Source organism: Thermostichus vulcanus str. 'Rupite' (assembly GCF_022848905.1).
In the GTDB taxonomy this organism is placed as follows: domain Bacteria; phylum Cyanobacteriota; class Cyanobacteriia; order Thermostichales; family Thermostichaceae; genus Thermostichus; species Thermostichus vulcanus_A.
This window is the reverse complement of record NZ_JAFIRA010000010.1, coordinates 42,348-65,406: the sequence shown is the minus strand read 5'-3', so window position 1 is coordinate 65,406 and position 23,059 is coordinate 42,348. Positions and strand designations below refer to the sequence as shown.

The window sequence follows — 23,059 nt, the reverse complement described above, 5'->3', positions numbered from 1 at the left end:
AATTTTGGGGTGAGTTTGGCGTAACCGCATTTCCGCACCGGTTTGGGCTCGGATCGAGGCAGCCCGAAGAGCGGTTGGGTGGAAGAACATCGCTGGGGAATAAGCCATGAGTGATTCGGTTTCAGCAGTGAATCCAGAAGGGAGTCCTCTCGCAGAGGCAATTCACGCCGAAGTGGTGGTGATTGGGGCGGGGATCACGGGCCTGACTCTGGCGCTGCGGTTGCAACAGGGGCTGCGAAACTTCCCTGCTCAGGGATCCCGGCCAGTGCTCCTGGCAGAAGCTAGCTCTCGTGTCGGGGGATGCATTTCCAGCCAATCCCAAGCGGGGTACCGCTGGGAAGAAGGCCCCAACAGCTTTACCCCCGTTCCGGCGTTGCTGAATCTGATTGCTGAGGTGGGTTTAGCAGATCAACTGGTACTGGCGGATGGCAAGCTGCCTCGCTACGTCTACTGGGAGAAAGAGCTGCTGCCGGTGCCCATGAGCCCTGCCGCGGCGATCGGATCCCAGCTGTTGAGCGTTGGCGGCAAACTGCGGGCTCTGCGAGGGTTGTTGGGGTTTGTAACCCCTGCTCCTGGCCGAGAGGAAACGGTGCGGCAATTTTTCCGGCGGCAACTGGGTTCGGAGGTGGTGGAGCGGCTGATTGTGCCTTTCACGTCTGGAGTGTTTGCTGGAGATGCGGATCAGCTGAGTGCCATAGCCGCCTTTCATCGGATTGCCAGTTGGGAAGAACGCTATGGCAGCCTCTTTGCCGGCGCTTTTCGGGCTCCCCGCAGCCAGCCGGAACCGCTGTCGCCCCAGATTCAACCGGTGCCCAAGCGGGGTCAACTGGGCAATCTGCGGCAAGGGCTGCAACAACTGCCGGAAGCCATCGCCGCAAAACTGGGAGATACTCTGCATCTGGGTTGGCAGGCTACGCACCTCAAGCGGGATGAAGCCGGTTATTGGGTAGGGTTTAAGACTCCAGAGGGATCCCGTTGGGTAGCTGCTAAGCAAGTGGTTCTGACGCTGCCCGCTTATGCCGCTGCCTCCCTCCTACAAGAACTCAACCCCGAGGCCAGCCAGTTGCTTTTGGAGATTCCCTACCCGCCGGTGGCTGTGGTGACTTTGGCCTACCCAGAAGATGCCTTGCCCCAACCTCTACGGGGCTTTGGGCATTTGATCCCCCGCTCACAGGGCTTGCGCACCCTGGGCACCATCTGGGCTTCCTGCCTGTTCCCGGAGCGAGCGCCGCAAGGTTACCACTGTTTTCTCAACTTTATCGGGGGGGCCACCGATGCGGCTGATGCTCGACAAAAAGGGATCCCACCGATTACCGCCCTATCCCCGGAAGAACGCGCCCAAATCGTCCACGAAGAGCTGAGCCAAATCCTGCTGACCCGTCCCGTAGAACCCATCCGGCTGGGAGAACGGCTGTGGCCACAAGCGATCCCTCAGTATACCCTCGGCCATCGGCAGCGGATTGCCCAGCTCCAGGAGAGTCTTGCCCGCCAAACCCCAGGACTATCCGTTTGTGCCAATTATTTGGATGGAGTGGCTCTAGGAGAGTGTGTACGGCGTGCCGAAGCAATGGCCCAGGAAATCCTCAGCACCTCCTTGAGCACTTCCTCAGGATCTGGGGCTAGCTAACCGGTTGGTTGAGCTGTTCCCACGTGGGTGTGGAGAACCCTGCCCTGAATTGGTTTCCCCAACCAGGGGGTGGCCAGGGATCCCGACTTGAGGGTGGAAGCGGAGACCATCCAGGTGGAGCTGGGATCAAAAATCACCCAATCGGTAGCAGAGCCGGGTTGAAGCGGAAGGGGATCCCAACCCAGACAACGGGCCGGATGGAGGCTGAGGGCGGCCCACAGTTGCAAGGCCGTCAGGGATCCCCTCTCCACCAGATTGTGCCAGAGCAGGGGCAGAGCCAGTTCCAGGCCAATGGCACCCACTGGCGCATCGGCAAAGGGTACGGTTTTTTCTTCGTAGGTGTAGGGGCGGTGATCGGTGGCAATGGCCAGGGTGCCGGCGCGGATCCCGTCGATCAGGGCTTGGCGATCAGAGGCCGTGGGCAAGGGGGGCAGCAGGTGCAGGTTGGGGTTGTAATCCTGCTCCAGAACCGCCTGTTCATCCAGGAGAAGGTGCATCCAAGTGGTGCTGGCGGTAACCGGCCATCCTTCCTGTTGCGCTTGCTGGATCAGCTGGAGGCTACGAGCCTGGCTAATGCGCATGAAATGAACGGGGGTTGTAACCGATTCGCTCCGGATCACCTCCAAAATCCGGGCCAAAGCAGCGGTTTCAGCACTGGCAGGGATCCCCTTTAGCCCCAATCGCAAGGCCCAAACCCCTTCGTACAGGCTGCCCGACCCGGCCAAACCGGGATCCCAAGGCCAAAGCATCAAGGGCTTATTCCAGATCCGCAAATACTCGAGAGCCCGCCGCAGCAGAACCAAGGAACGCAACGGCTGATCTTCGGTTAAACCCGTGGCCCCTGCTTGCAGCAGTTCCGCCCATTCACTGGGTTGTTCTCCTTTTGCCCCCAACGTCAGCGCCGCCCAAGGTAACCAGTAGGGATCCCCATCCTGACGAGTATAGCGCCCCAGTTGCTCGGCACTGTCCAACACAGGATCGGTGGTGGGCAGGATCCCCACGCGAGTAAAGCCCCCGGCCAAAGCTGCTGCTGCCAGAGAGGTTAGGGTTTCACGGCTTTCATGCCCCGGCTCACCACTGTGGGCATACAAATCCACCAATCCCGGCCCCATCACCCAACCGGAAGCGTCCAGAACCGGTAGATCGGCGGGGAGATCAAAGGGTTCCGGGATCCCTTCGCGCCAGCGCGGCGCATCCATAGCCCGAATCTGCCCCTCTTCTATCCAGACATCCGTTCTTTGATCCCAGCCCCGGAGGGGATCCAGTAGACGTACCCCCTGCAATCGCACCCGCGAGGGGAAGGACAGCCTCATCTGTTTTACAGTGCCCCTGCTGCCGTACAGTCCAGAATCTGGCCGGACAAGTGTGTGGTGACATTCAGCACCCTTAAGACCGGCGCCCCATCCTTGCCTTCTGGGTAATCGATCACCGTAACAGCGCCATTGCCCTGCTTGAACGTCCAAAAAGCCCGTGGGGACAGATCGAACAACTGACAGATGGCGGCCTTGTTAATGGCATCGTGAGCAACAACAACCGCTGTCCCCTGCGGAAACTGAGCCTCCGTGGTGGCCAAAATATCTTGCCAAGCTAGGCGAGTCCGTTCCCACACCTGGTAGAGGTTTTCCCCATTCGGCATTTGCACACTGGCGGGATCCCGTTGCCACTGTTCCAGCTCCCCCGGATATTCCGCTTCGATTTCACTTTGTAGCTTGCCCTCCCAATCCCCATGGCTAATCTCCTGCAGGTCGGGAATGGGGCGCAAAATCAGGTTGCTATGGCTATTACAAATGGCATCGGCGGTGGCCCAAGGGCGCTTGAGAGGACTGGAAAAAGCCAGCTGCAGTGGCTGATTTGCCAGGAACTCTGCCACTTTGGCAGCTTGTTCTTCTCCTGTGGCGTTGAGGGGAATATCCCGCCGCCCCTGAAAGCGTTGTTCCCGATTCCATTGGGTTTCCCCGTGGCGTACCAGCAAAATGCGCATCCCCTGCTTGCGTTTGGGTATCGCTTGGCCGAGGTGGGCGGTGATGTTGAGGGATTCCAGTTGCGGCGAGAAGGAGATCCCCTGGGGAAAATTGAGAATGCTGATGGCGCAGTTGTCTTGCCCAAGGCGATGGTAGTAGTGAGGTTCCAGACCAGCAGCGGTGCTAATCAGGGCGCGGTTGATGCCGCTGTGCCCTACCACAAGAATATTGATCAGCTCCTCTTGATCAGGGATCCCTTGCGCTAGGGTTTGCCAAAAGTCTCGCGCCTGCTGCCACAGATCCCGCACCGGGAAGCGCCCTTCTAGCTCCAAATTCTCGGGGTGTTGCCGCCAGAGGTGATGGTCGTCGGGGTATTTCTCTTTCACCTCCGCAAAGGTCAGCCCTTCCCAAGCGGTGAGGTCGATTTCCCGCAGTTGCTCCGTCACCGTTAGAGGGATCCCTTCCCGGTCTTTTAAGATGATGCGAGCTGTATCGAGAGCACGAGTTAGGGGGCTACAAAAGGCTTGATTGAATGGGATCCCGGCCAGAGCCTTGGCCACACACTGCGCCTGTGATTCTCCTGTTGGGGTGAGGCGAGAGAGATCCGACCGGCCTTGAATGCGACTTTCTAGGTTAAAGGTGCTCTCACCATGACGCACGATCACAATACGCAGGGCAGGCTGAGCCATTGCTTGCACGAACTCACTCAAGAACACCTTCTAGGGTACAGCCCTTTGCACCCAGAGCACGCTAGCGCGTTGGACTATGGTTACTTAGGTTACTTAGAATTTAGTGGGCCCCGGCGAACGTATTATTTTTTATTTTCCGCTTGTGTCACCACCAAATCCACCAAGCTATCCACCAAGCGTTCTGGCTCCATCGGGATCACCTCTTTGCCGTGCAACATTTCCTGCACAATCATGTAGTGCACCAACGAGCCGACAAAGATTCGCGCGACGGCCTCTGGATCTTTCAGTTTCAGGTGGGGATAAGAGCTTAGGTACTCCGAGATCACGTTCAATCCACGCAGCTCCATGTGGGTCAGAAAGGTTTTACCCAAGTTTGGAAAACGTCCCGACTCTGCCACCAAAAGTCGCATGAAGGGAAGAATAAACTCATCTTCAGAAACTTCATGGATCATGCTTAGGGCAATTTGTTTTAATCCGGTCTTGAGTTCATGTGTACTATTTGCCTCTTGGAATTGATTTTCCGAGATGCTGTCCTGACTTAGCCCCAAAAAAACGGCCATTCTTTGCTCGGTGAACTGGTCAATTAAGGCAATAAAAAGATGTTCTTTATCTTGAAAGTGGCTGTAAACAGTTGCTTTAGAAACACCTGCTGAACTGGCCACTTTATCCATGCTGGTGCCTGCATAGCCATGTTCCAAGAACTCTTGGAGCGCTCCCCGGAGAATGGCTTCTTCTTTGGTCAAAGTGGAAGTAGACATCGTTTATAGCTCAATAGAAGTCAATAAAAGGTCAAAGCAAGGCGCTAAAGACTGCGAAAAAGATGGGATCCCAAGCACAGTTGCAAGCTGATGGAGATGACGGATCTAAACGGTTGACAAGGCATAGGGGAAGCATAGAGTACAGCAAGGGATGGTAGTCCTAGTCTAGTGGAGCGGGATCCCAGCAACCTAAGCTTCCCTCAGCAGAACCTCAGAGATAGAAAATATTGAACAGTCGGAAGAAGCGAGGCGGCAAGGGCTGAGGATTGAGGGCAACGTTGGCGAGAGGGTTAGAGAACGCACCGGTTACCCCACCGACGATGATGATTCCACCCGAGATTGCTTCAAGCTGGTCATCGCTGAGGGCATCAGCTTCATTCAGGCTATGCGAGTAAGCGCAGGGATCCTGGGCAGACATTGTGGGGCTCCTAAACAAGATGACCCCATCCTATGGGTCTTTCCCTATCTGTTCTCTGATACGGATCACCCCTTGATAGGGATCACCCTCCTTCTGTGATCTTCTCCAGACTGTACTGCTGAGCAGGGATCCCTCGGGATCCGATCCTGGTTGTGGATTTGGTGGGGGATAGCGCTGTCTGGGAGCCCGCTCTTGACAGACTAAACTAATCGGTTTAGTGCTTAGCTATTACTGAACCGTTTAGTTCATTTCAAGTTCAACTTGGGGAGGAGTTTTGGATGTAGCAGACTGACTCATTTATGAAGATGGCCACTTAATTCGTGATGACATAGGCTCTGTAACCCAGGGATCCTTTCTCAGTTAATCGCAAGTAACACTTTCAGGCCAGCGAAGCAAACAGAGTGCTCCAGTCTTGTTTGGCAACGTCCGGTTTGGCTACAATCTCGACGATCTGATTTTGGGCTGCGGGTTGGAACAAGCTTTCTACAGCCACTTGGGCTACCTTGGTACGAGGAATGCTGCCCTCAAAGAGGGTATCGGCTTTGGATAGAACAATGCCATCTTCGTTGTCCTGATTTTTCAAGCCCCCTGGTCGCACAATCGTGTAAGTCAGGCCACTTTTTTGTAGGTATTGTTCCGCCTGCTTTTTCCAGACCAAGATCAGCCAAAACAAATTGAGCGGGTGAAAGAATTGCGACACACACAAGGAAGACACCAAAACAAAGTGTTGGATCCCTTGGGCTTTGGCCACATTCACCAAATTCTTAGTGCCCTCATAATCAACCCGGTAAGGCTGTAGCGGATCCCAGCTAGGCCGCGCCCCGGTTGCGCAGAACACCACCGTACACCCCTCCATGCCTGTCTTCAGAGTGGCCGGATCCAGCACATCCCCCACGACAATCTCGGCTTCTGGAGGCAAAACTTGAGCGGCCAGCTCCCGACTGCGGACCAGCGCCCGTACCCGGATCCCGCGGCTGACCAACTCTTGCACAATGCGCCGCCCAGTTTCCCCGGTAGCTCCTGCAACAAACGCTTGCATAATAAATAACCTCTGATACCCCGACCCACCGGCTTGTGAGTGACATCCTCCCGACGCTGACTCTACGTTCGCGCTAGCGGCGCGGAGCGCTAGTACAGCGCGGGCTTCCCAACCTCGCGATTGGGTATTCCTGCCCCACGCCACTTATCTAGGTCATAGACCCCCGACAGACCGACTTGACAGGCGGTTTCCCTTCCCCAGAGTCCCTGGGCTACTACGTTCTCTAGTCCACGACGCAACACCATCTCGGCGGCAGCATGATCCCGATGGGTGCGATACCCACACTCAGGACAATGATGCTCTCTGACTTCCAAGCCTTTATGCACAGTGGCAAAGCAGGATGGGCAGGTTTGACTGGTGCCGTTGGGGTCAACCTTGGCAAAGTACACCCCGCGTTTCCAGCACACCCATTCTGTCAGAGAAAGAAATTGTCCAAAGGCAGCATCAACACAACCTTTCCGCAGTATCCCTCGCGCCAACCCTTTGACATTGAGGTCTTCGGCGAAAATGGTCTGCGCTTGGTCACACAGCTTATGAGCCGTCTTCAGATGAAAATCTTTGCGACGGTTAGCAATCCGGTGGTGCATCCTAGCCACTTTCGTTTGGGCTTTCTCCCAGTTTTGCGACCCCTTCTGTTTTCGTGCCGCTCTGCGTTGCAGCAATTTCAGCTTGCGGTGCATCGACCTGAAAAACTTGGGGCGCTCCTGGAAGCTGCCATCCGAAACCGTCAAGAATCGCTCCAATCCGAGGTCAATGCCGATGGCACGACCATGAATTGGAATGTCAGGAACCGACACCGGCGATTCAATTGTCACCACCACGTACCACTGTGTACCCCGCACCCTAGACACCACTCGCACCTGCTTCACCTTAAACCCGTCAGGGATAGGGCGATGCAGGTTGATGGGCACTTCCCCTATCTTTGGCAACTTGACAGTAGAGCCGTTGATAGGGTTGTTCTTGAACTGGGGAAACACAAAGGACTTGAATTGACCAAACTTTTTGAATCGTGGGAACCCATGCCCCCGTTTCTGAAACGCTTCCCAGGTATCGTGCAGTCTACGAATCGTAGTTTGCAAAACCTGGGAATGCACCTTACCCAAATGCGGGAATTGCTTCTTAGCTTTGGGCAGGTTGTTTTGCTGACGGTGATAAGACGGGAACGGCTCGTCGGCGGGAATGATGTATTCCCTTTCCAACGAGCATCGGTCTAGCGGACACTTACGCGAAGCAATCCAGTCTTTGAGTTCGCGCAAAGCGTAGTTATACACGCTTCTACATATCTCAAGCCACTCCAGCAGTTGAGTCTGCTGCGCGGCATCTGGATAGATTCGGTAGGTGTAGTTCAGGGTCAGCATAGCCATAGTTTACCACAACTAGAGTGCGGTGGTAAATGCTTGCTTCGGGGGTATCGTTGGCTCAGCCTGCGCGAAGCGCATACCCCACTGCTACAGCAAGCGGCGAGACTCCGTCTTGCTACGCACGGCCCGTAGGGCTTTGTATCCCGACGCTATGCCTACGGCACGCTAGGCGAAGACCTTTCAGGTACAGCGCGGGATTTATGTTCTCGCGCTCTTAGGAGTTAAGTTCGGTGAAGGCACTTCTGCATTAGCCCTCACAAAAGCATTATCTTCTCAAAAGTTACCCAGATCCCGCTCCTGCCTGTGACAGCATAAGGGGATCCCTGCTCGCCCAGTTATTGCCCAGTAATTATGGTTGTCCAAGCTACCCTCCCCGCTTACGAAGCCCAAACCCAAACGATTGCCCAATCCTTGCTGGCGGCAGTCAGGGGAGAAGGCAAGTCCCTGCTGGCCCAATGGCGCGATCAACTGCGGTGGGATGATCGACTGCTGGCCTGGGCGATGGAAAGCCCCCATCTGCGGGCACAGTTGTTTCGCCTCATCGATGTGTTGCCCAGCCTGAAAAGCAAAACAGAAGTGGCCCGTCATCTGCAGGAGTATCTCTCAGATGCGGCGGTGGAGTTACCCAGTCTGTTGAAGAACCTGCTCAACTTTGCCGATCCCGACTCCCTGCCCGGACAGTTGGCCGCCAGCACCCTGACCACTGCCGTAGAAGCTCTGGCCCACCGCTACATCGCCGGGGAAACCCTGAAGCAGGTGAGCAAAACCTTGGAACAGTTGCATCGGCAGGGCATGACCTTCACGGTGGATCTGCTGGGAGAAGCCGTCATCACCGAAGCGGAGGCCCAGTCCTATTTGGAGCGCTACCTGCAGGTGATGGAGCATTTGGCAACCGCCGTCAAAACTTGGCCGCAGCCCCAGCCGCAGCCTCAGGTTTCCGTCAAACTGACTGCCTTCTATTCCCAGTTCGACCCCTTTGATCCTGTGGGAGCCAAAGCCAGGGTAGGGGAACGGATCCGGCCGTTGCTGCGCCGAGCCGCAGAGTTGGGGGTAGGGATCCATTTCGACATGGAGCAGTACCGCTACAAGTCCCTCACCCTCTCCATTTTGCAGGAGCTGTTGCTGGAGCCGGAATTCAGAAACCGCACCGATGTTGGCTTGACACTGCAAGCCTACCTGCGGGATAGCTATACCGATTTACAGAACCTGATCAGCTGGGCCCAGGAACGGGGATCCCCAGTGACGGTGCGATTGGTGAAGGGAGCCTACTGGGATCAAGAAACCATCCTGGCGGCACAAAAGCACTGGCCGCAGCCGGTTTACAACGACAAAGCAGCCACCGATGCCAACTTTGAGCGCCTCACCCAGCTTTTGTTAGAGCATCACACCCATCTTTATGCTGCCATCGGTAGCCACAACGTGCGGTCTCAAGCCAAGGCCATTGCCATTGCGGAAGCCTTGGGGGTACCGAAGCCAGCCTTTGAGATGCAGGTGCTCTACGGCATGGCGGACAAACTGGCCAAAGCCTTGGTGCAGACGGGGCATCGGGTGCGGGTGTATTGCCCTTACGGGGCTTTGCTCCCTGGCATGGCCTATCTGATCCGGCGTCTGTTGGAGAATACTGCCAATAGTTCCTTCTTGCGTCAGAGCGTTCAGGGTTATGAGGCCGAGCAATTGCTGGCCCCCCCTGCCTTCGACGCCGCATCCGTTTTTCAGGCTGCACCTCTTTCTTTCCCAGCAGCTGCAGATAGCGACTTTAGTCAGCCCAGCCAACGGGATCCATTTTTCCAAGCCCTGCAAAAAGTTCAAACCCAACTGGGCCAGAAAGTGCAACCCTGGATCGCCGGGCAATATCAAGCAACCCCACAGGCAATTCCTTCCCTGAACCCCGCCAATCCTGAACAGGTGGTGGGAGAAATTGGGTTGACCAGTCCGGAGCAAGTCGAAGAAGCCCTTGCTGCGGCTCAAGCCTGCTTTCCCCTCTGGAAGCGCACCCCTGTCTCCGTCAGAGCTGGGATCCTGCGGCGGGTGGCGGAGCAAATCGCAGACCAACGGGCGGAACTGGCTGCCTGGATGGTGCTAGAGGTGGGCAAACCGATTCCCCAAGCGGATGGGGAGATCTCAGAAGCGATCGACTTTTGCCGCTACTACGCTCAGCAGATGGAGACCCTTGAGCGGGGTCAAGAGCGCCATGTCCCTGGTGAAACCAATCGCTACCACTATCAACCGCGGGGCTTGGCTGTTGTGATCGCCCCCTGGAACTTCCCCCTTTCCATCGCCTGTGGCATGACAGTGGCTGCTTTGGTGACCGGCAACTGTGTGCTGCTCAAACCGGCAGAACAGTCTTCTGTGATCGCAGCCAAATTGGCAGGGTTTATCCTCACCGCCCTCTCGGAAGCCGGGATCCCGGCAGGGGTGTTCCAGTTTCTACCGGGAGTCGGGGAAGCAATTGGCCCCCTGTTGGTTAAAGATCCCCGCGTCCATTTGATTGCCTTCACCGGATCCCAGGCGGTGGGCTGCCAGATCCTGGCTCAAGCGGCACAGCTCGCCCCCGGCCAACAGCACATCAAACGGGTGATCGCCGAGATGGGGGGCAAAAACGCCATCATCGTGGACGAAAGTGCTGACCTAGATCAGGCGGTGAAAGGGGTGATTAACTCGGCCTTTGGCTATAGCGGCCAAAAATGTTCCGCCTGTTCGCGGGTGATCCTGCTCGAGCCGATTCACGATCTGTTTCTGGGACGGCTGATCGAGGCTACCCAGTCCTTAAACATCGGGGATCCCGCTCACCCCAGTACCCAGGTGGGCCCGGTGATCGATGGGGAGGCGCAAGCCCGTCTACAGCAAGCCATTCAATCCGCCCAATCCTATGCCCATCTGGAGTTGAGTTTGCCAGTGCCGGAACGGGGCTATTTTGTCGGCCCCACCTTGTTTAGCCAAGTGGATCCCCAATCGGATCTGGCGCAGCGGGAGTTATTCGGCCCTGTGCTGGCCATTTTGCGTGTTCCAAACTTTTCCACAGCCCTAGAAATGGCTAATGCTACCCCCTATGCTCTCACCGGCGGTCTTTACAGTCGCACCCCCTCCCACATCGAACAAGCCCGTCAAGACTTTGCCGTCGGCAATCTCTACATCAACCGCGACATCACAGGGGCCTTGGTGGAACGGCAACCCTTTGGCGGCTTTAAGCTCTCTGGCGTGGGATCCAAAGCCGGTGGCCCTGATTACCTGCTGCAATTTTTGGAACCCCGCACCCTCACCGAAAATATCCAGCGCCAGGGCTTTGCCCCCATTGAGGGATCCTAGGGATACTGACCCTAGAAATATATGGATTGCCCAAACAGATCCATTCCCCTGTGAAGCGCGAACTACCTCCCCCTAGGGGATTCCTGGTATGATGTGGCCTGTTCGGGACCTGGGCTACGGGTGCCGATTTTTAGGGTGTGGTGATCTTTGAGGAGTGAGGTAGGGTTGCAATGCTAGAAACGCTTGGGGGGGAGGATCCCGTCACGTCAGTCTCGGTTCAGTCTCAGACTTTACCCCTCAGCTTAGATCCATTAATTGCCACCTATCATTTTGTCGGCATTGGTGGGGTGGGCATGTCGGCACTGGCCTACATTCTGGCCAAGCAGGGGTTTCGGGTTTCCGGTTCGGATATTGCTGCCAATGGTCGTACCCGCCGACTGGAAGCTTTGGGGGTTCGTTTTGTCCAGGGTCATACCCCAGAGGGGCTGATCGGGGATCCGCAGGTGATCTATTCCAGCGCCATTCGCCCTGGCAACCCGGAATTGGCGGCTGCTTTGGGAAAAGGCTTAGCGATTTGGCACCGAGCCGATTTGTTGGCGGCCCTGTTTAACCATCGCCCCAGTATTGGTGTGGCGGGCACCCACGGCAAAACCACCACCAGCAGCATGATTGGCTATGTGTTGCTCTCGGCGGGTTGGGATCCCACCCTCATTATTGGCGGGGAGGTGGATGCCTGGGAGGGCAATGCTCGCCTCGGCCAGGGGGAGTATCTGGTGGCAGAAGTGGATGAATCGGATGGATCGCTGGTGCGGTTACACCCCAAGGTGGGGGTGATCACCAACATTGAGCTGGATCACCCGGATCATTACACCGACTTGGATCAAGTGATTCGGGCCTTTCAACAGTATGGGCAGCAAAGTCAAACTTTGGTTGCGTCTCTGGATTGCCCAAATGTAGCGGCTCATCTGTCGGTGGATGTGGGCTATAGCCTACAGGAGCACCCCCAAGCCCTCTACCAAGCCCGTCAGATTGTTTATGCCGGGGATTCCACCTCAGCCGAAATTTGGGAAGGGGGATCCCGGCTGGGTCAGCTGCGCTTACAGGTGTTGGGATCCCATAACCTGAGCAATGCGTTGGCTGCCATTGCGGTGGGTCGCCAGTTGGGTTTGGGGTTCGGGGTGATTGCCTCAGCCCTATCTCAATTTCAGGGGGCGCATCGCCGCTTTGAGCGGAAAGGGGAAGTGGGTGGGGTGACTTTTGTGGATGATTATGCTCATCACCCCAGTGAAATTCAGGCTACCCTGCGTGCAGCCCGGCTCCAGCAACGCCGAGTGGTGGCAGTGTTTCAACCCCATCGCCACAGCCGTTTGGCCAGGTTGTTTCAGGATTTTGCCCGCTGTTTTGGGGATGCGGATGTGGTGTTGATCGTGCCCACCTATGGAGCGGGGGAGTCGCCGCCGTTGCGTTCCGACAGCTTGCGCCTGGCGGTGGCGGTGTCTGAGTATCACCCCCACGTCCGCTATGTGGGTTCTCTGCAGCAGTTGCCGGAGGTGTTACGGTCTGTTTTGCAACCTGGAGATCTGGTGACTTTTCTGGGCGCAGGTGATCTGAATCAGCAGATAGCGGCTACGATGCGGGCATACGCTGCTCAGGCTGAGCAGCTGCCCCTAGCGGATCCTGAACCAGACTCAGCTAGGCAAGCAGAAGATTCGGTCAGCGAGATGGGTGCTTCTGAGGTGTTGGCATCATGACTACGGCTCCGGTGATGATCCTGCGGGATAGCTCCTGTGTGTCCGACCGCCCAGTTTCTGCCTCAACCCCAGCTTCTGTCGGCCTTTCTGGATTGATTCAGTCAGGGATCCTGTTGGCTCCTTTGACCACCTTTCGAGTCGGGGGCAAAGCAGAGTGGTATTGCGAACCCCGCACAGACTTAGAGCTGCGGCAGTGCTTGGGTTGGGCACGGGCGGAAGGGATTCCAGTCACCCTCTTGGGAGCAGGGAGCAACCTGTTGATTAGCGATGCGGGCTTATCGGGGCTGGTGGTCAATACCCGGCGCATGCGCGGGATCCAACTGTTGGAGGGTGGGCGGATTTGGGCTGCTGCCGGAGAACCGTTGGTCAATTTGTCGCGGGTGGCGGCGAAGCAGGGGTGGCGAGGATTGGAATGGGCGATTGGGATCCCGGGTACGGTGGGGGGAGCCGTAGTGATGAATGCCGGCGCTCATGCCTTTGCTTTGTCGGATGTGCTGGTAGAAGCGCAGATTTTGGATGAGGAGCAGGAACTCTATCGCCTAGATCCTGAAGATCTCCAGTTTGGCTATCGCCGCTCTCGCTTGCAGGAATCGGCCTGGACAGTAACAGGGGCAACACTGCAGTTGATCCCAGGTGGGGATCCCGCTCAGGTGCAGTTGGAAACCCAGCGCAACCTTAACCAACGCCTGAATTCGCAGCCTTATCATTTGCCCAGCTGTGGTAGTGTCTTTCGTAACCCCGAGACTTACCCGGCGGGCTGGCTGATCGAGCAGGTGGGGCTGAAGGGCTACCGGATTGGCGGAGCCCAAATTTCAGAGCGGCATGCCAATTTCATCCTGAATTGTGATCAAGCGACCGCCAGCGATATTCACCATTTAATCCAGTTGGCTCAGGAAAAAGTGTGTCAACAATGGTCTCTGTTGTTAGAGCCAGAGGTACGCATCTTGGGGCAATTTGACATTCCCTCTTGAGTTGGCCATGAGGACTGGGCTCGCTTGATACGGTTGAAGTTTTTACAGCATGAGAAGATAACTTTGCCCCTTCCTGACCCCGATAGGTGTACCCTCTACCCCCAGTTTGGGATTGGCTTATGAGTCAAGAAACGCTTTCTGTTCGTCGGCTGATTCGACGATTGCACCAGGCCCACACCACCGCCGAAGAACGTCGCCATTTGGTGGAGATCGGCAGCCTGGCTGCTCTCCTCACTCCGGAAGAGGCTGCTACGTTGGGGCAGGATCCCACTCAACTCAACGCCGACCAGCACTACCGCATCTGGGACTGGGTTCATCGCTGGGAACGAGAACATCGCCATGAAGAGTCGGAATGGGATCCCTATCCTGAGCGACACAACGACTGAGTTTTGGGGTTGTCTTGCAACCGTCTGGTTAAGGTGAACTGGATGCAGGAGGAGTGGTTCAACCCAGGATCCCATTCACAAGGTAGGACACAAACCATCGCCAGGTTTCATTTTCAACTAGAATCCAAATTCCCAATCCAATGAGAATCCAAGGCACCCAATGTTCTCCCTGCTCTGTTAACACCTTAACTACAACTGGCTGTAAAGACAATCTTTGGGCGATAGCAAACCACAGCCCTTTCATGAGAACGAAAATCACAAAAAACAAAAGCAATTGTGGTGGAGTGCTACTGGCAAACAAGGGAACATAGAGGCTGATATTATCCCCTCCGTTAGCAAAGGTCAAAGTCACTGACATGAGCACAGGCGGGGAGATGAAAGGCAAAGAGAACAGCCATCTCTTTCTAGGCGGATGTTCCTGGAGTTCTTCCAGCTCCTTTTCAATAGCTTCTTCTTCATTTCCGGGTCGCCACAGTTTCCAGCAACCGACAGCAATCGGGATCAATCCCAGCAACCCAATCACAGGTGGGGGCAACAACAGTCCGCCGAAATAGCCCAACAGACTGATGCCAATCAGACCGATGAGGCCAATGTAGCCACCAAGCCAGACGTGCCAGGGTTTCCAGTTCGGTTGGATCTGAACCTGGGCAAATAACAAGGCAAGCAGGAGAAAGTCGTCAATGTGAGTGGCGACAAAAGCGATGATCCCTTCGACTAAAGTTTTCCAGAAAACCGCGACGGACATAAAGTTGTTTGGCCAACAAAACAAGAAACAGGGATCCCGACACTCCTCCAAGCCCATTTAGGAGATGGGGAAGATAGCACTGATATCGACTATATGGAATTGCACCAATCCCACGATCACCAACGTGTAGGCGGTAGAAGAAGCTAGGCCGATTAGGAGATCTCGTTTTATGTTGCGAGGTTTCTCACCTGTTTCCACAACATCCGTAGCGCCAAACTGCATCATGACAATGCCAACCAAGTTGGAGAGCCAGTACCCGACGAGGGTTCCTCCCAAGATCCACTCAGGCTGCCACAAGCCACAGAGATAGCCAAACCCGTAGGCAATCGGCAGGTTGAAAAACAAATCATTCCACCAGGAGAGGGGCGACAACATAAATCCCAAAACCAGTAAGAAGCCCCCCCGCAGCTTTTTCCACATCCTCCTGCTCTCCCGCGTTTTGTCTCCACAATCTTACTTCACGTTGCTTAATAAAAACCTGGGAATAGGGTTAATTCCGAGAGTGAGCCTGGGGCGGGGTTCTAGGGATCCCCCAAGAACTGGCCAACTCGGGCAAAGACCTCCTCCCGCTCCACATCCAGAGAAAGAATGTGATCGGAGCGTTGCAGCCAGTGCAGGACTTTCTGTGCGGATCCCAGCTCCCGATAGAGCCACTCCGCCTGTTCGGGATCCACCACCGTATCTTGACGAGATTGCAGGATCAGGGTGGGCACTCGGATGTGAGCCACCTCTCCTCTCACCCGCTCGATCAGCTCGAGAGCACTGCGCACCGAGGGCAGATTAAAACTCTGGAAATAGGCAGCTTTTTCGGCAAAGGCTCGCACATCCCCATCCCGAATCGGTAGTTGAAGGCGAGGGACATCCTCCAGCAACCGCCCGATGCTGTTCAGGTACTGCTCCGGACGCAACCCGTAGTACCACTGGTGGCGGATGGCAAAAAAAGGGGAAAGCAACACCAGCTTGTGCAAGGGATGGGCAAAAGCCAGATGCAGAGCCAGAGGGCACCCTGTTGAAAATCCCACCACTGAAACCTGTCGATACTCCTGCTGCAAAGCCAAGTAATGCTCCAAAACCCGCCCGTACCATTCCGTCCAACGGGAGCGAGGCATCCGCGGAGCAGGCTGGTCGTGGCCGGGATAGTTGAAGCCCTGGACCGTCAGGCCCAACCCCAACAATCGTTCCGCCAACCACTGCAACTCGTAGATGCCGCCCCCTAACCCATGCAGCAGCAAACAGGCGTGATCCCCCCCCTCAGCGCCCCGCCACAAAAAGGGTTCATTGCTTAACATCGGATCCCCCTTTAACTCAGCGCTTAACCCAGTGCAGTATCCAGCAGCAGCATCACCACAAACCCGCTGAGGACTCCAAAGGTGGCCTCCCGTTCTATCCCCTGCCGATGGGACTCGGGGATAATCTCATCCGAAATGACAAACAGCATGGCCCCTGCCGCAAAAGCCATCCCCCACGGCAACAAAGGCTGCGCCAACGACACCACTGTAGCCCCAATCAGTCCACCGACCGGCTCCACCAAACCCGTGAGGAGCGCCACCCGAAAAGCAAACAACCGCCGATACCCCTGGGCTACCAATGACAAGGCCACCACCAAGCCCTCCGGGATGTTTTGTAGTCCGATCCCAATCGCTAGAGCCAACCCTGCAGTAATCTGCCCTGTGGCAAATCCCACCCCCACCGCCAAGCCTTCCGGAAAGTTGTGCAGCGTAATGGCAATGATGAATAGCCAGATGCGTTTTAGATGGGCACGGTTCTCCCCTTCTACTCCCTTGAAAAAGTGCTCGTGGGGAAAGAATCGGTGGGCACTTTCCAGGAACAAGGCCCCGATCAACATACCCGCCACCATGATCAAAGCAGCCATGAACCGGGAATACCCCAACTCCAGAGCGGCTTCCGTCCCCGGCACCAACAAAGAGAAGGATGTGGCGGCCAACATCACCCCACCCCCAAACCCCAGTAGGATCCCTTGGGCTCGGTCAGAGATAGAGGGAACAAACAGGGCTGGCAAAGCCCCTAACCCTGTGGCTAAGCCGGCGATCAGGCTACCCAGGGATCCAATCCAGATGGGGTGCATGGGTCAATGTCCTCCATGTTCAATTTGTTCATTTGTTCATTCAACTCATCGGGCCATCGGGATCTGCTCTGTTACGAGGCAGGGATCCCAGTTGATTGTCCGCTTCTGGGGTCAGGATTGGGCAGGGTTGTAACCCGATGGCGTGCCGCGTCCTGGGGAGCACCCTCATCTTCTGCTCTAGATGAAATCGAGACGGTAAGATGGTTTGCAGTTTTTGACCGGGAGGAGAGCATCCTTGGCAGAACGGGGCCAGCAAGCCAAGTGGGATTTGCAACAGTTGTGGGTACCCCTAGCCTGTTTGGGGGATGGCCTCTGTATTTGGCTAGCGTTTGGGGTGGGCTACTGGCTACGCAGTCTTTCGCCCCATCAGCTCTTGCCTTGGGATTTATACGCAGGCTTGGGGTTGTTGACCATTTTCAGCTACTGGGGTGTTCAGGCCGGTCTGGGGGGGTATACCGAACCCAAACGTTTGTCTCACTTTGAGGAATGGGTCAGTTTGCTGGTGGGGTTGGGGTGTACCTTCGGCCTGATCCTGGCAGGGGCTTTTTTCATTCGCTCGGTGTCTTTGTCGCGGCTGGTGCTGGGCTATGCCGGAGTGATGGCCTTGCTGGGGATGACTCTGACGCGGGCGGGACTGCGCCTGGGCATGGGCCAGTTATTGTCTCGGGGCTATGGACGGCGGCAGGTAATTTGGGTGGGATCCCAGTCGGTTTTGGCAGATGTATTGGAGCGGTTGGGGCGCACCCCGCACCTGGGCTTTGAGATCGTGGCTTGGGCTGTAGCGGAGCCGGCTATCTCTGGGGAAAGTTCCCGTCCTCAGGATGGGCATGCGGTTCAAGCTCCCCTGCTTCAACCGGAGTCTTCCTGGTCAATTCTTGAACGGTTGGATCCCGGCCATTTAATCGCCTATCTACAAATCCACCCGGAAGTGCAGGAGGTGTGGTTTGGGCAACCGGATTTGGCTACAGCGCCGCTGTTGCTCAGTTTGCAAGCCTTGTCGGTACAGGTGCGTCTGGTACCGGATATTCTCGCCTTTTTGACGGTGAACCTGAGTTTGCAATCTTTAGACGGGATCCCGTTGCTGACCTTACGGGAGCCACCGCTGCGCTATGCCCACAATCGCTGGATTAAACGAGCGGTGGATGTGGTGGGATCCCTAGTGGGGTTGATGTGCCTCAGCCCTGTTTTTTTGGGGATTGCCGCTTTGGTAGCCTGGAGTAGTCCTGGCCCGATTTTCTATTTCCAGGAGCGGGTGAGCCTGGATGGCCAGTCCTTTTGGATTGCCAAATTCCGCACCATGCGCGTGGATGCCGAGGGATCCGCCCAACCTGGCTGGACCCGTCCGGGGGATCCGCGGCGAACCGCAATTGGAGCCTTTTTGCGACGGGCTAATTTGGATGAGTTGCCACAACTGTGGAATGTGTTGAAGGGGGAAATGAGCTTAGTGGGGCCACGCCCAGAGCGTCCCTACTTTGTGCAGCAGTTTAGCCAGGAGATCCCCAAATACCTGGATCGGCACCTGGTGAAAACGGGTCTGACCGGCTGGGCGCAAATCCATGGCCTACGGGGTGATACCAGCATTGCCCGCCGTACCCAATACGATCTGTACTACGTGCAAAACTGGTCGTTGTGGTTGGATCTGCGCATCCTCGCCATCACCCTCTGGCAAGGGATGCGAGGACAACTAACTGGGTATTAAAAAAACCTCCACCAATTCACCCCAGAACTTCACTAGAACTTCAGCACAAAGCCCCCATGCCCTCTTCTTCTCCCTCCCCTTCACCTTTTCCTGGCGCACCTCAGGAGCTGCTCTATGAGGGCAAAGCCAAGCGGGTGTACCGCACCGCCGATCCGCAGGTGTATCTTTGCCAGTACAAAGACGATGCCACAGCCTTTAACGCCGAAAAACGGGGATCCATTGCGGGCAAAGGGGAGGTCAACTGCACCGTATCCAGCCATCTTTTCCGCTACCTTGCCCAGCAGGGGATCCCTAACCATTTTCTTGCCCAACCCAGTCCCACTGAAATGCAGGTGAAGGCCGTTACGATTTTGCCGCTGGAAGTGGTGGTGCGGAACCGGACGGCGGGTAGTCTGTGCAAACGACTGGGATTAGAGCGGGGGCTGCCCATCGACCCCCCCTTGCTGGAGTTTTACTACAAAAACGATGCCCTCGGGGATCCCTTGGTAACCCAGGACCACATTCGTTTGTTAAAGTTGGCTACCCCCTCTCAAGTGGAACAGGTGGGATCCCTGGCTTTGACCATCAACGGACACTTACAAACCTTTTGGCGGGCCTGTCAACTGGAGTTAGTTGATTTCAAGCTGGAATTTGGTTGCGATGCCGAGGGAGAAATCCTGTTGGCGGATGAGATTAGCCCCGACACCTGCCGCCTTTGGGACCTAGCGGCAGGAGATGACTCAGCGCCAAGGGTACTGGATAAGGATCTCTTCCGGTTTGATCTGGGGGATCCCGTGGCAGGTTACCAAGAGGTGTTGCAACGGGTTCTGCAGGTCGTCGAACAACAGCCCCATCCCAACAGCGCCTAGGGGTGAACTTCAGGGCAGTGAGCTGGGTTTGGAGCGTATCTCTCAACCCATCTTTTGCTTTCCTTGCTCAACAGCGCTGAACAGCAGTGCAATTAGCCACGAGCTTGGGCAAAAATCGCTTGCAAAATTTCGTCCGCTCCCTGCTGTTTCAGCTTGTGCGCCAGAGCTATACCGATCCCCTCTGCATCCGCCACGGATCCCGTTTGGCTATCCCGGATTAACCGTTGACCATCCAATTGCGCCACCATGCCCGTCAGGTGCAGTTCATCTCCTTGCACGTGGCTATGAACTCCAATCGGCACCTGGCATCCTCCCTCCAAGGCTCGCAAGAGGGCCCGTTCCGCCAAACAGCGGGCCGTTGCCTCTGCATCCGCCAAAGGTTGAATCAAACCGAGAATCCGCCCATCCCCCTGCCGGCACTCGATCCCCAGGGATCCCTGACCAACAGCATACAAAGAGACGCTGGGATCCAACACCTGATGAATGCGATCCTCCTTGCCCAGCCGTTTCAGACCTGCCACTGCCAAAATCAGCCCATCGTAATCCCCGTTATCCAACTTGGCCAAACGGGTATTCAGATTGCCCCGCACATCTTTGAATTGCAGATGGGGAAAGTTGTGGCGCAACTGCGCTAACCGCCGCAGTGAAGAGGTTCCAATCACCGTTCCTTCCGGCAACGTGGAGAGTTGATAGTCCCGAAACCGCTCGTGCACCACCAAAGCATCCAGAGGATCCTCCCGCCGTGTGATTGCCCCCAACATCAGACCTTCTGGCAGACGGGTGGGGAGATCCTTAAGGCTATGCACCGCCAAATCACTGCTGCCATTTAAAAGACCCACCTCCAACTCTTTGGTGAACAGGCCCTTGTCGCCAATCTTAGCCAGTGCCACATCGAGAATGATGTCTCCTTGGGTGGAGAGGGTGTTGAGCTCGAGGATCAGGCCAGGGTGGTGTTCCTGCAACTGCCCCATCACCCAATGGGTTTGCACCAAAGCCAACTCGCTTTTACGGGAGGCGATTCGTACCGGTTCAGTGGCCAAAGAAGAGGGTTCAGAGGTGGTCAAGGCCGATTCGCTCATGGCTACTGCAAAAAAAGAACACCGTCTTTCACGCTAGCTGAATCTGGGCCGGAGCACGCCGTTGACCTTCAAGATCCTTAACCAAAATTGCCTTTTCCCGGCGGCGAGAGACTTTACCCCAGGGATCCGAGCCGATAGGATGAGTAAGCGGATTCTCCGTCGCGGCGGGGAAGTGTGTGGTGTGCCAAACCCCCTTCTTTGAGCTCGGAAGTCCTGAGGGAACCGTTCTGTGTGAGCTGGGTTCCCTGATTTGGTTGACAGTCTGCCTGGATTAGGTTTTATGGAAGAAAACAACAACGGCAATAGTACCCAGTTACTTCTGAAGCGCAACATTCCCATCAAGGTGGTGGTTACCTCCCTCTGGAAAAGCGAGATGCAGGAGCAACTGCAACGGCAAATCCAGGCCACCGATGCTCAAATGCAGCAACTGGAGTTTCAAGGCAAGCGGGCGATCGCCGAACTGGAAAAGCAAAGTCCCAATCCGAACAGCCCGCAAGTCCTCCAGCAGGTGGAGGCGGTGAAAAGCCGAGTGAACGAGCAAAAAATTAAGCTCCTCGATCAAAAAAATCAACTCCTGCAACAGGTCAACCAACTGGGCACGCTGGAACTCAACCAAGAGGTGCTGCAGGGCAATGTGGAGAGTTTCTTCCGGGTGCAGCAGGGGGATAATCTCATTCAAAAAATGCAGGTGGAAATCCTCCTCGAAGATGGGGTGATCAAAGAGATTCGGGGGAACCCATAAGCGCTATACCCACCTCACAATTCCCGCAGGGATCCAAAATTTGCCATTCCTGCTTAGCCTGTGGAAACAATAGGTGACAATAAGTAACAGCCTTCGCCTGCCTGAGTTAGACAGTCGGGGCTGGGCAAAGTTGTTCACCCACGAGATGGATCCCCATGTCTGAGTTCGTTTGGTCAGAGCCTGAACCCCTTGAGGATCTGCATCTCCCCGACTGGCTCCTGACAACAGCCCAGCGCCGTCGCCTCAAAGCCCTGTTGGTGTTGGTGCTGGTGTGGGGATTGGTCAGCTTGATGCATCTGCTTCCAGTGGCGCGCTGGTTCACCATTGGCCTCGCCACCTTGATGGTGATCCATATCAATCGACTGTTTCGTCTGCAGCCGCCCGCCCCTCCACCCCCCCTGAGCTGGGATCCCCAACAAGAGCTGGATCCCGAAGCTGAGTCCTCTGAGGCAAAGTTGCCAGCCTTACCCCGCGTGGCTGTGCTGATCCCGGCCAAGAACGAAAGTGCAGTACTCCCCCGCCTACTCGACAGCCTGGCTCAGCTTCAGTACCCCACCAGTCACCTGGAACTGTGGGCCATTGACGACGACAGCAGCGACACCACCCCCGATATTCTGCGGGAAGCCCAAACGCGGATCCCGCATCTGCGGGTTTACCCTCGGCAGCCGGGGCGCGGTGGGGGGAAATCCGGTGCTCTCAATGAAGTACTGCCCTTCACCCAAGCGGAGATCCTCTTGGTGTGCGATGCCGACTCCGTGGTGCCGTCGGATTTTCTCACCCGTACCCTGCCATTGTTTGCCCAAACTCAACGGGCCAGTCGGCGCGCGGTGGGTGCGGTACAGGTACGCAAGGCTATCAGCAACGCAGGGATCAACTTTTGGACAAGGGGGCAGGTGGCGGAAATGGCCTCCGACAGTTACTTGCAACAACAGCGGGTAGCCGTTAGAGGCATTGGTGAGCTGCGGGGCAATGGCCAACTGATACGGCGGGATGTGCTGGAAAAATGCGGGGGCTGGAACGAAGGCACCCTGACCGACGACCTGGATTTAACCTTCAAGCTGCACTTGGCGGGTGTAGATATTGCCTTTCTGATGGAGCCAGCCATTGCCGAAGAAGGGGTGACCTCCTGGCAAAGCCTCTGGCACCAACGCTGCCGCTGGGCGGAAGGGGGCTACCAACGCTACCTCGATTATTGGCCAGGGATCCTCAGTCGCCGCATGGGGGTGGCCAAAACCCTGGATCTGTGGGCCTTTTTCATTTCTCAGTACCTGTTGCCGATGGCTCTGGTGCCCGATACCCTCTGGGTGTTGTTCACGGGTCATTCCTCGGTGCTTTTACCCCTAAATGCCCTGGTCATGGGCTGCTTGACGGTGGCCTTTTATCGCGGGCTACGCCAAGTGGAGGGCCTACAAGGACGACAACTGTGGTGGCGCACCGCACTGGGTTTGGTCTACATGCTGCACTGGCTCCCGGTTATGATTGCTACAACGGCGCGGATGTGTGTGCAGCCCAAACGGCTGAAGTGGGTGAAAACGGTTCACCACGGAGCGGTCTAGAGGAGGTTTGGAGAAGATCTGGAGATTCTGTCAAGGGATCCCTTGGATCCTGTTATCCTAGTCAAGCGCATCAAGCGCAAATCAAACACCATACCGA

21 protein-coding genes are annotated in these 23,059 nt (G+C 56.1%); 9 read left to right on the top strand and 12 right to left on the bottom strand.

Annotated elements, in window-relative coordinates; all coding sequences use genetic code 11:
• The first annotated feature begins 106 nt into the window (after positions 1-106).
• Positions 107-1,627, top strand: a complete 1,521-nt coding sequence (gene hemG, locus JX360_RS05960) for a protoporphyrinogen oxidase (protein WP_244349730.1) — start codon at positions 107-109, stop codon at positions 1,625-1,627.
• On the opposite strand, the gene JX360_RS05955 is transcribed toward hemG, so the two are convergent.
• The 6 genes from JX360_RS05955 to JX360_RS05930 all read right to left on the bottom strand — a co-directional run bounded on the left by JX360_RS05955 (position 1,624) and on the right by JX360_RS05930 (position 7,850).
• Positions 1,624-2,940: a dihydroorotase gene (locus JX360_RS05955; RefSeq protein ID WP_244349724.1), complete on the bottom strand. Its 1,317-nt coding sequence runs from the start codon at positions 2,938-2,940 to the stop codon at positions 1,624-1,626. The genes hemG and JX360_RS05955 overlap by 4 nt on opposite strands.
• 5 nt (positions 2,941-2,945) lie before the next feature.
• The gene (locus tag JX360_RS05950; RefSeq protein WP_244349746.1) at positions 2,946-4,277 is read right to left on the bottom strand and encodes a histidine phosphatase family protein; all 1,332 of its coding nucleotides are present in this window, start codon (positions 4,275-4,277) and stop codon (positions 2,946-2,948) included.
• A gap of 122 nt (positions 4,278-4,399) precedes the next feature.
• Entirely contained in the window at positions 4,400-5,035 is a 636-nt protein-coding gene (locus JX360_RS05945; protein WP_425244364.1) for a TetR/AcrR family transcriptional regulator, read from the bottom strand.
• A 211-nt stretch (positions 5,036-5,246) separates the two neighbouring features.
• Positions 5,247-5,453: a hypothetical protein gene (locus JX360_RS05940; protein WP_244349722.1), complete on the bottom strand. Its 207-nt coding sequence runs from the start codon at positions 5,451-5,453 to the stop codon at positions 5,247-5,249.
• Positions 5,454-5,832: 379 nt separating this feature from the next.
• Positions 5,833-6,492 (bottom strand): SDR family oxidoreductase, encoded by a 660-nt coding sequence (locus JX360_RS05935; RefSeq protein ID WP_244349721.1) that lies wholly within the window; start codon positions 6,490-6,492, stop codon positions 5,833-5,835.
• Positions 6,493-6,581: 89 nt separating this feature from the next.
• On the bottom strand, positions 6,582-7,850 hold the full coding sequence (locus JX360_RS05930; protein ID WP_425244366.1) for an RNA-guided endonuclease InsQ/TnpB family protein: 1,269 nt from the start codon (positions 7,848-7,850) through the stop codon (positions 6,582-6,584).
• A 354-nt stretch (positions 7,851-8,204) separates the two neighbouring features.
• Here JX360_RS05930 and pruA point away from each other — a divergent pair, with 354 nt between their 5' ends.
• The 4 genes from pruA (at position 8,205) to JX360_RS05910 (ending at position 14,207) form a co-directional block, all read left to right on the top strand.
• Positions 8,205-11,159, top strand: coding sequence for an L-glutamate gamma-semialdehyde dehydrogenase (gene pruA / locus JX360_RS05925; protein ID WP_244349718.1), 2,955 nt, complete (start codon positions 8,205-8,207; stop codon positions 11,157-11,159).
• Positions 11,160-11,329: 170 nt separating this feature from the next.
• Positions 11,330-12,850, top strand: a complete 1,521-nt coding sequence (gene murC, locus JX360_RS05920) for a UDP-N-acetylmuramate--L-alanine ligase (protein WP_244349717.1) — start codon at positions 11,330-11,332, stop codon at positions 12,848-12,850.
• Positions 12,847-13,821 (top strand): UDP-N-acetylmuramate dehydrogenase, encoded by a 975-nt coding sequence (gene murB / locus JX360_RS05915; protein ID WP_244349716.1) that lies wholly within the window; start codon positions 12,847-12,849, stop codon positions 13,819-13,821. Before murC ends, murB begins: the two co-directional genes overlap by 4 nt.
• Before the next feature lie 119 nt (positions 13,822-13,940).
• The gene (locus JX360_RS05910) at positions 13,941-14,207 is read left to right on the top strand and encodes a hypothetical protein (protein ID WP_244349714.1); all 267 of its coding nucleotides are present in this window, start codon (positions 13,941-13,943) and stop codon (positions 14,205-14,207) included.
• A gap of 58 nt (positions 14,208-14,265) precedes the next feature.
• Here the strand turns inward: JX360_RS05910 and JX360_RS05905 are convergent, their stop codons facing one another.
• From JX360_RS05905 to JX360_RS17520, 5 genes are all read right to left on the bottom strand, one after another.
• The gene (locus JX360_RS05905; protein WP_244349713.1) at positions 14,266-14,952 is read right to left on the bottom strand and encodes a cadmium resistance transporter; all 687 of its coding nucleotides are present in this window, start codon (positions 14,950-14,952) and stop codon (positions 14,266-14,268) included.
• 57 nt (positions 14,953-15,009) lie between these two features.
• Positions 15,010-15,372, bottom strand: a complete 363-nt coding sequence (locus JX360_RS05900) for a DUF7980 family protein (RefSeq protein ID WP_244349712.1) — start codon at positions 15,370-15,372, stop codon at positions 15,010-15,012.
• Between the two features lie 101 nt (positions 15,373-15,473).
• Entirely contained in the window at positions 15,474-16,241 is a 768-nt protein-coding gene (locus tag JX360_RS05895; protein ID WP_244349710.1) for an alpha/beta hydrolase, read from the bottom strand.
• A 23-nt stretch (positions 16,242-16,264) separates the two neighbouring features.
• Entirely contained in the window at positions 16,265-17,038 is a 774-nt protein-coding gene (locus tag JX360_RS05890) for a ZIP family metal transporter (RefSeq protein ID WP_244349708.1), read from the bottom strand.
• A 40-nt stretch (positions 17,039-17,078) separates the two neighbouring features.
• Positions 17,079-17,207, bottom strand: a complete 129-nt coding sequence (locus tag JX360_RS17520; protein WP_279611282.1) for a hypothetical protein — start codon at positions 17,205-17,207, stop codon at positions 17,079-17,081.
• Positions 17,208-17,273: 66 nt separating this feature from the next.
• Here JX360_RS17520 and JX360_RS05885 point away from each other — a divergent pair, with 66 nt between their 5' ends.
• Positions 17,274-18,737, top strand: coding sequence for a sugar transferase (locus JX360_RS05885; protein ID WP_244349707.1), 1,464 nt, complete (start codon positions 17,274-17,276; stop codon positions 18,735-18,737).
• A gap of 56 nt (positions 18,738-18,793) precedes the next feature.
• Complete coding sequence (gene purC, locus JX360_RS05880; protein WP_244349706.1) at positions 18,794-19,585, top strand: phosphoribosylaminoimidazolesuccinocarboxamide synthase; 792 nt, start codon at positions 18,794-18,796, stop codon at positions 19,583-19,585.
• Between the two features lie 92 nt (positions 19,586-19,677).
• Here the strand turns inward: purC and hemC are convergent, their stop codons facing one another.
• Complete coding sequence (gene hemC / locus JX360_RS05875) at positions 19,678-20,664, bottom strand: hydroxymethylbilane synthase (RefSeq protein ID WP_244349705.1); 987 nt, start codon at positions 20,662-20,664, stop codon at positions 19,678-19,680.
• A 280-nt stretch (positions 20,665-20,944) separates the two neighbouring features.
• Here hemC and JX360_RS05870 point away from each other — a divergent pair, with 280 nt between their 5' ends.
• Positions 20,945-21,406 carry a YlqD family protein gene (locus JX360_RS05870; RefSeq protein ID WP_244349701.1) on the top strand — a complete coding sequence of 154 codons (462 nt, stop codon included), beginning with the start codon at positions 20,945-20,947 and terminating at the stop codon, positions 21,404-21,406.
• Positions 21,407-21,561: 155 nt separating this feature from the next.
• Positions 21,562-22,962 carry a glycosyltransferase family 2 protein gene (locus JX360_RS05865; protein WP_244349700.1) on the top strand — a complete coding sequence of 467 codons (1,401 nt, stop codon included), beginning with the start codon at positions 21,562-21,564 and terminating at the stop codon, positions 22,960-22,962.
• Positions 22,963-23,059: the final 97 nt, after the last annotated feature.

Bases quoted from the DNA above. Each gene is read 5' to 3' on its own strand.
- JX360_RS05890 (WP_244349708.1), bottom strand. From the start codon at position 17,038: ATGCACCCCATCTGGATTGGATCCCTGGGTAGCCTGATCGCCGGCTTA.
- JX360_RS05900 (WP_244349712.1), bottom strand. From the start codon at position 15,372: ATGTGGAAAAAGCTGCGGGGGGGCTTCTTACTGGTTTTGGGATTTATG.
- hemC (WP_244349705.1), bottom strand. From the start codon at position 20,664: ATGAGCGAATCGGCCTTGACCACCTCTGAACCCTCTTCTTTGGCCACT.
- JX360_RS05905 (WP_244349713.1), bottom strand. From the start codon at position 14,952: ATGTCCGTCGCGGTTTTCTGGAAAACTTTAGTCGAAGGGATCATCGCT.
- hemG (WP_244349730.1), top strand. From the start codon at position 107: ATGAGTGATTCGGTTTCAGCAGTGAATCCAGAAGGGAGTCCTCTCGCA.
- JX360_RS05940 (WP_244349722.1), bottom strand. From the start codon at position 5,453: ATGTCTGCCCAGGATCCCTGCGCTTACTCGCATAGCCTGAATGAAGCT.
- JX360_RS05935 (WP_244349721.1), bottom strand. From the start codon at position 6,492: ATGCAAGCGTTTGTTGCAGGAGCTACCGGGGAAACTGGGCGGCGCATT.
- JX360_RS17520 (WP_279611282.1), bottom strand. From the start codon at position 17,207: ATGAGGGTGCTCCCCAGGACGCGGCACGCCATCGGGTTACAACCCTGC.
- JX360_RS05895 (WP_244349710.1), bottom strand. From the start codon at position 16,241: ATGTTAAGCAATGAACCCTTTTTGTGGCGGGGCGCTGAGGGGGGGGAT.
- JX360_RS05950 (WP_244349746.1), bottom strand. From the start codon at position 4,277: ATGGCTCAGCCTGCCCTGCGTATTGTGATCGTGCGTCATGGTGAGAGC.
- JX360_RS05945 (WP_425244364.1), bottom strand. From the start codon at position 5,035: ATGTCTACTTCCACTTTGACCAAAGAAGAAGCCATTCTCCGGGGAGCG.
- JX360_RS05930 (WP_425244366.1), bottom strand. From the start codon at position 7,850: ATGCTGACCCTGAACTACACCTACCGAATCTATCCAGATGCCGCGCAG.
- JX360_RS05910 (WP_244349714.1), top strand. From the start codon at position 13,941: ATGAGTCAAGAAACGCTTTCTGTTCGTCGGCTGATTCGACGATTGCAC.
- pruA (WP_244349718.1), top strand. From the start codon at position 8,205: ATGGTTGTCCAAGCTACCCTCCCCGCTTACGAAGCCCAAACCCAAACG.
- JX360_RS05865 (WP_244349700.1), top strand. From the start codon at position 21,562: ATGTCTGAGTTCGTTTGGTCAGAGCCTGAACCCCTTGAGGATCTGCAT.
- murC (WP_244349717.1), top strand. From the start codon at position 11,330: ATGCTAGAAACGCTTGGGGGGGAGGATCCCGTCACGTCAGTCTCGGTT.
- JX360_RS05870 (WP_244349701.1), top strand. From the start codon at position 20,945: ATGGAAGAAAACAACAACGGCAATAGTACCCAGTTACTTCTGAAGCGC.
- murB (WP_244349716.1), top strand. From the start codon at position 12,847: ATGACTACGGCTCCGGTGATGATCCTGCGGGATAGCTCCTGTGTGTCC.
- purC (WP_244349706.1), top strand. From the start codon at position 18,794: ATGCCCTCTTCTTCTCCCTCCCCTTCACCTTTTCCTGGCGCACCTCAG.
- JX360_RS05955 (WP_244349724.1), bottom strand. From the start codon at position 2,940: ATGAGGCTGTCCTTCCCCTCGCGGGTGCGATTGCAGGGGGTACGTCTA.